4 protein-coding genes and 1 rRNA gene (2 of these 5 running past the window's edge) are annotated in these 7,500 nt (G+C 47.0%); 3 read left to right on the plus strand and 2 right to left on the minus strand.

Annotated elements, in window-relative coordinates:
• Both ACKKE8_RS00160 and ACKKE8_RS00165 read left to right on the plus strand, forming a co-directional pair.
• Window positions 1-1,270 (plus strand): 23S ribosomal RNA (locus tag ACKKE8_RS00160) (it extends 1,659 nt beyond the left edge of the window).
• A 132-nt stretch (window positions 1,271-1,402) separates the two neighbouring features.
• Window positions 1,403-2,677 (plus strand): MFS transporter, encoded by a 1,275-nt coding sequence (locus tag ACKKE8_RS00165; RefSeq protein WP_409176479.1) that lies wholly within the window; start codon window positions 1,403-1,405, stop codon window positions 2,675-2,677.
• Window positions 2,678-2,723: 46 nt separating this feature from the next.
• Here ACKKE8_RS00165 and ACKKE8_RS00170 read toward each other — a convergent pair whose 3' ends face one another.
• Complete coding sequence (locus ACKKE8_RS00170) at window positions 2,724-4,100, minus strand: ATP-binding protein (protein WP_409176480.1); 1,377 nt, start codon at window positions 4,098-4,100, stop codon at window positions 2,724-2,726.
• Entirely contained in the window at window positions 4,097-4,822 is a 726-nt protein-coding gene (locus tag ACKKE8_RS00175) for a response regulator transcription factor (RefSeq protein WP_409176481.1), read from the minus strand. The genes ACKKE8_RS00170 and ACKKE8_RS00175 overlap by 4 nt, the downstream gene beginning before the upstream one ends.
• Window positions 4,823-5,382: 560 nt before the next feature.
• On the opposite strand from ACKKE8_RS00175, the gene gyrA reads away from it, so the two are divergent.
• On the plus strand, window positions 5,383-7,500 hold the 5' portion of the coding sequence (gene gyrA / locus ACKKE8_RS00180) for a DNA gyrase subunit A (protein ID WP_409176482.1). 417 nt of this gene lie beyond the right edge of the window; 2,118 of the gene's 2,535 nt are visible here — the first part of the coding sequence; the start codon lies at window positions 5,383-5,385; its stop codon lies beyond the right edge, outside the window.

The following is a 7,500-nucleotide window of genomic DNA, read 5'->3' on the forward strand; positions in this document are numbered from 1 at the left end:
CACAGGTAGGCGAGGAGAGAATCCTAAGGTGCGCGGGATAACTCTTGCTAAGGAACTCGGCAAAATGGCCCCGTAACTTCGGGAGAAGGGGCGCCTCGGTAGGGTTAATAGCCCGAGGGGGCCGCAGTGAAAAGGCCCAAGCGACTGTTTAGCAAAAACACAGGTCTCTGCGAAGCCGCAAGGCGAAGTATAGGGGCTGACGCCTGCCCGGTGCTGGAAGGTTAAGGGGATGAGTTAGCGCAAGCGAAGCTTTGAACCGAAGCCCCAGTAAACGGCGGCCGTAACTATAACGGTCCTAAGGTAGCGAAATTCCTTGTCGGGTAAGTTCCGACCCGCACGAAAGGCGTAACGACTTGGGCGCTGTCTCGGCAAGAGACCCGGTGAAATCATAATACCTGTGAAGATGCAGGTTACCCGCGACAAGACGGAAAGACCCCATGGAGCTTTACTGTAGCCTGGTATTGGAACTTTGTGCATCATGTACAGGATAGGTGGGAAGCTGAGAAGCAGGGGCGCCAGCCTCTGTGGAGCTGTCGGTGGGATACCACCCTTGATGTACGGAGTTTCTAACTCGTCGCCCTTATCGGGCGAGAGGACCATGCCAGGTGGGCAGTTTGACTGGGGCGGTCGCCTCCTAAAAGGTAACGGAGGCGCCCAAAGGTTCCCTCAGAATGGTCGGAAATCATTCGTAGAGTGTAAAGGCAGAAGGGAGCTTGACTGCGAGACCTACAAGTCGAGCAGGGACGAAAGTCGGGCTTAGTGATCCGGTGGTTCCGCATGGAAGGGCCATCGCTCAACGGATAAAAGCTACCCTGGGGATAACAGGCTTATCTCCCCCAAGAGTCCACATCGACGGGGAGGTTTGGCACCTCGATGTCGGCTCATCGCATCCTGGGGCTGAAGTAGGTCCCAAGGGTTGGGCTGTTCGCCCATTAAAGCGGTACGCGAGCTGGGTTCAGAACGTCGTGAGACAGTTCGGTCCCTATCTGTCGCGGGCGTAGGAAGTTTGAGGAGAGCTGTCCTTAGTACGAGAGGACCGGGATGGACGCACCGCTGGTGCACCAGTTGTCACGCCAGTGGCACAGCTGGGTAGCTATGTGCGGACGGGATAAGCGCTGAAAGCATCTAAGCGTGAAGCCCCCTCCAAGATGAGACTTCCCACAGCGCAAGCTGGTAAGACCCCTCATAGACGATGAGGTTGATAGGTTCGGTGTGGAAGCGCGGTAACGCGTGGAGCTGACGAATACTAATCGGTCGAGGACTTATCCACACATTTAGCAATTGATCATGCAGATCCAGTTTTCAGGGAATAAAAGAAGCCATCCAATTCGGATGGTTTTTTTGTACGATTTGAAAACTGAAATTTCTGACGTATTATTTCAAAAAAGGAGTCAATGTCATTATGAAACAAGCTTCTTCGAGTCGGCTCCACTACGCCTGGATCATTGCGGGTGTCACCTTTTTAATCCTCTTGATTGGTGCTGGAATTCGCTCTGCTCCTGGTGTATTTATGGTTCCTGTTGAACAAGAATTTGGCTGGAGTCGCTCTTCTATCTCAATAGCGCTGTCCATTAATCTATTGCTATACGGATTGGTAGGACCGTTTGCAGCAGCAGTCATGGATCGGTTCGGAATAAGGCGTATCACGATCATTGCTCTTATCCTGTTAGCATTGGGTTCCTCCCTCACGACTTGGATGCAGGCCTCCTGGCAACTGGCTGTACTTTGGGGAGTCGTTGTTGGACTAGGTTCTGGATGCACAGCTTCCGTATTAGGAGCGATGATCGCAAATCGCTGGTTTGTGAAGCAACGAGGATTGGTTATGGGTATATTAACAGCAAGCGGTGCAACAGGACAGCTGGTATTTCTTCCTCTTCTCGCAAGCTTGGCTGAATCAGATGGCTGGCGTACGGCATCGTGGGTGATTGCAACAGCAGCTCTGATTTTGATTCCGATTGTGGCTGTCTTGATGCGTGATCGACCAAGTGATAAGGGACTTCAGGCATTTGGCGCGTCAGTAGCTGATCAAGAAATAGAAAACATCAAGCAAAACCCTTTTCGTGCAGCTGTTGATGGCTTAGTAAGAGGATCTCGTTCCTTTGATTTCTGGTTGTTGGCTGGCAGCTTTTTTATTTGCGGCCTCTCTACCAATGGTTTAATCGGTACTCATTTTATAGCTGCTTGTATGGAGTACGGCATTCCAGCGGTAACGGCTGCAAGTTTACTCGCTCTCATAGGTATCTTTGACATTATTGGAACAACATTGTCGGGATGGCTATCGGATCGCTTTAACAATCGTTGGCTCTTATTTTGGTATTACGGTTTACGAGGATTTTCGTTAATGCTGCTTCCTGCAGCACTATCCTCTTCTACGTTTACCTTGGGCTTATTCATCGTCTTCTATGGCTTAGATTGGGTAGCCACAGTTCCTCCAACACTTAAGTTGACAACCGATATTTTTGGAAAACAGCAATCAGGAATTTTATTTGGGTGGATATTGGCCGCACATCAATTAGGTGCTGCTGTGGCCGCTTACGGTGGAGGAGTCATTTATACTATGTTGAATAGTTACTTTCTCATGTTTATCATTGCGGGAATATTTTGCTTGATCGCTTCTGTCATGGTTATGCGGATTGGAAGGAACGCGCTCACGACGAAAATTTCCGGGAACATGTAGCGGCAAATATATCGATTGAAGGAAAAACACCCGAGTGGACACTAGATCACTCGGGTGTTAGTTTTTCAGGCTGCGGATACAAGGGAAGGATGATGCGGAAAACAGCGCCGTGGAGTGGACCGTTTTCTGCTTGGAGACGGCCGTGCGAACGTTCGATAATTGCTCGAGAAATAGCTAGCCCCAGTCCGACATCACCATTTTTTCCTTTCACAAAACGATGAAATAAGTGGGGGAGAAGTTCTTCCGCGATTCCCTCTCCATCATCTTGTACTTCTATTTGGAGTTGACGTTTGCTTGGTTGGATCTCGATCGTGATCTGATCCTTGGCATGACGCAAAGCATTTCCAATAATATTCAACAAGGCTTGAAGAAACTTTCCTTCATCGACGAACACTACGTCATTGTTTTTAGTCGGACGTACTGAAATCGTTACATTGTGTTGGAGCTGCAAAGGGTGTAAACGCTCAATGGCCCGAGTCACCAGGTCAGTAGCGGAATGCCATGAGGGATCAAACAAATTTTCTTCGCCTTCAAGCTTGGCCAATAATATAATTTCAGTCACAATATGCTTCAATCGATTGGTTTCCTCTACAATTACATCAAAACCTTTTTCAGCAGCAGCATCAACAAAAACGCCATCGCGAATTCCCTCGGCATATCCTTGAATGGACATGAGAGGGGTTTTTAGCTCGTGGGAAGCATTCTGTAAAAATTGCCGTTGGATTTCATGAAAACGATCGAGCTCTTGTGCCATGGAGTAAACACTATTCGAGACCTCAGCAATTTCACCGCGAGCAGGAATGAGTTGGACTTCGGAAAAACGACGTGCTTGAACTTTTTTAATTTCTCTCGTTAATTTATGCAGTGGCTTCACCATACTACGCGTAATAAAAAAACTGAGCAAAATGGTAGATACGGCTCCAATCAAAACGATGAGCAATATGTTATTCGTCATCTCCATACGAATGTCTTTTAGTCCACGTACAGGAGAGGCCAGAATCAGTCGTTGCTTTTCGTCGTTTTTAAAAGGCAAGTTAACGACCACGTAATCATCGCTACCGATCATCCATATGTTTCGATTTTGTCTTTTCTCAGCTTTACGCTCAAGGGCATCCATCCATTCATTCAAATTGGAAGAAGGCAGGGACGTGTAAAGTACTTTTTTCTTTTTGCCTAAGAGCAAAACTTCTATCTTGCGATTGGAGACGAGAAGCTTTTCGAGTTCTGCGACTCCCTCTGTTTCAATCTTTACATTCGACTCGTTCATTTTTTCAATCCAGAATCGACCTTTTAGGTTTAATTCATTCTTTTGCTGCTCGATTAAATTATCCAGCAAAAACGAATTGATCAGGACAGCTGATACCCCCATGACAAGACAGAGAAGAAGGGCGAACATCAATGTAATGCGAAATTGGATACTCATTCATCCTTCGTTCCTTCCAAAGTTCGCAGGCGATACCCAAAGCCCCAGACGGTTTCGAGAGGGATCTTGTCCAGCTTTTTTCGGATACGACGAATGAGGTCATCAACCACTCGATCACTTCCAAAATAATCATATCCCCATATTAGAGAGAGCAGCTCATCACGGGAAAAAGCCCGATTCGGATGCTCCGATAAAAGGCTGAGGACCTGAAATTCTTTCGAGGTCACCTCTACTTCCTCTCCAAAAGAATATACCAGACGTTTTTCCTTATCTAATACAAGAGCGCTGTTAGCAGCCTCTTCCGCATTACTGTCTTTCGCAATGAAAGGGGATTCTTCCGCATGGGATTTCATCTGCTTCCAACGTTGGAGTGCCCGATTCACGCGTGCCACTAATTCACGAGGGCTAAAAGGCTTGGTGAGATAATCGTCGCTTCCTAGCTCTAGTCCAAGAATCTTGTCTACTTCTTCGTCGCGAGCAGAAACCATGATGATAGGCGTCTCTGAACCAGCACGAATACGTCGGCAAAACTCATAGCCATTCATACCTGGCAACATGATGTCCAATACCCATAGATCGGGGGGATTCTCTTGCTCTAAAGTAATAGCCTCTTCGGCTGATTCAACTGCAGTTGTAACATAGCCTTCCTTTTGCAGATAGGCTTCGACGATCTGACGAATATTGATATCATCGTCTACGATAGCAACATGAAAGGTCTTCATAGGATTCCTCCGCGAACCGTTAGATTCTCACTTTATTGTACATCTTCAAGCGGAATTAAGGAGTTGTTGAAAGCATTTCCCATACTTTTCCCATACTTTCCTACGTTTCTTACAATAGTGTAAGGAAGTTGAAACCCAAATCGATAGGACTATGTGGTCATTCCCTGTAAAATCAAAGTACATTGAATAAACGGAGGGATACACCATGAGAAAACTACTACAGATGATCGCGATTACGTTCGGATTGTTAATTGATACGAAGACAATGATTCGCTCTTCCGAATTGGAAATGGTCGTGAAGCTGTAAAGATGATGATAAATACATGTGAAAAAACATGAAATTGTAGGCGCCGGAATGTAGGGGCCTTTTTGGTTTTGTGTGATGAACCAGCCTGAAACAGAGCTGGAATATTTAGGGGTACTACGAAATTCGTGAGGTGTGACCAAAATCGGTGGAAAATCTTGAGGAAATGGATTGATTCAACTGGATTTTTTGGACGTGTCCTCTCTCTATATGGTATAATGAAGTATTGTGATAACCAGTTGGAGGTTTACCCTTTATGGCAGAAGAAACTGCTCGGTTTCCAAAAATCGATATTAGCCACGAAATGAGAGAATCGTTCATTAGCTATGCGATGAGCGTTATCGTCAGTCGGGCTTTGCCTGACGTTCGCGATGGTTTGAAGCCTGTTCACAGGCGTATTTTGTATGCCATGCACGATATGGGCCTTACTCCTGACAAGCCGTTCCGTAAATCGGCCAACGTTGTCGGGGAAGTAATGGCGAACTACCATCCGCATGGTGACTCTTCCATCTATGAAGCGATGGTACGTATGGCCCAAAATTTTAACATGCGCTACATGCTGGTTGAAGGGCAAGGGAACTTCGGTTCTGTAGACGGTGACCCGGCAGCGGCGATGCGTTATACGGAGTCGCGTTTTTCCAAGCTCGCGCTGGAGCTTTTGCGCGATATTGATAAAGAAACGGTCGATTTCATTCCTAACTACGACGGACGCAAAGAAGAGCCGGTTGTATTGCCTTCTCGTTTCCCGAACCTGCTTTTGAATGGGGCATCAGGGATTGCTGTAGGTATGGCTACCAATATTCCGCCGCATAACCTGACAGAAGTTGTTGATGGCGTCATTGCGATGATCGACAACCCTGATATTACCATCCAAGACTTGATGAAGATTATCAAGGGACCTGATTTCCCTACTGCTGGTGAGATTCTCGGTTACAGTGGTATTCGCCGTGCCTATGAAACAGGTCGTGGATCCATTATTATGCGCGCCAAAACCCTGATTGAAGAGGATGGGAAAGGAAAACCGCGCATCATCGTAACGGAGATTCCTTTTCAGGTCAACAAGGCCAGACTCGTGGAAAAAATCGCGGAGCTCGTGCGCGAGAAGAAAATCGAGGGCATTACCGACCTTCGTGATGAGTCTGACCGCAAAGGTATGCGCATTGTTATGGAATTGCGTCGTGACGTCATTCCAAAGGTTGTTTTGAACAACTTGTTTAAGCATACTCAAATGCAGTCTACATTCGGTGTGAATATGCTGGCGCTCGTTGACAGTCGTCCGCGTGTATTGAATCTGCGTGACATGCTCTATTACTATTTGGAACATCAACGCGTCATTGTTCGCAGAAGAACAGAGTATGATCTCAAGCAGGCAGAAGCACGTGCGCATATCTTGGAAGGCTTGCGCATCGCATTGGATCATATTGACGAGATTATCAGCTTGATTCGTTCCTCTCAAACCACAGAAGAAGCTCGTACAGGACTGATGGAGAACTTTTCCTTGTCCTATGAGCAGGCACAGGCCATTCTGGATATGCGTCTGCAACGCCTGACTGGTTTGGAGCGAGAAAAAATCGAGAATGAATACCAAGAGCTCATGGTAAAAATCGCAGAGCTACGTTCGATTCTTGCAGACGAAGCCAAAATCTATGCGATCATCCGCGAAGAGCTGGATGAGATCAAAGAGAGGTTCGGAGATGCAAGACGCACCGAAATTACATTCGATGAGAATAACATCGATGATGCTGATTTGATTCCAGAGGAAGATGTGGTCATTACCCTGACGCACGACGGCTATATCAAGCGTCTGCCTGTTTCCACCTACCGTTCGCAAAAACGCGGAGGACGTGGCATTCAGGGATTGGGAACCAAGGATGACGATTTTGTCGAGCATCTGTACATTACCAATTCGCATGACTACATCATGTTCTTCACGAGCAAAGGGAAGGTTTATCGCCTTAAAGGCTTCGAGATTCCGGATTTGAGCCGGACAGCCAAAGGCACCCCGATCATCAATCTCATTCAGATTGAAAAAGGCGAGCGGGTGAGTGCGGTAATCCCTGTGAAGGAGTTTGATCAGGAACACTACCTGTTCTTTGCGACCAAGAAGGGGATTATTAAGAAAACCACCTTGGAGTCCTATGGAAATATTCGCAAAGGCGGACTGATTGCGGTTAACCTGCGCGAAGATGATGAGTTGATTGGTGTTCGTCTGACGGATGGCCAACAACAAATTATCATGGGGACTCACAAAGGCATGTCCGTCCGTTTCAATGAGGGAGACGTACGCACGATGGGACGTAACGCCACCGGTGTGAAGGGGATTACCCTTGACGACGATGATGATGTCATCGATATGGACGTTATCAAACCAAAT

The organism is Brevibacillus fortis (genome assembly GCF_046196545.1).
GTDB classification, from domain to species: domain Bacteria; phylum Bacillota; class Bacilli; order Brevibacillales; family Brevibacillaceae; genus Brevibacillus; species Brevibacillus fortis_A.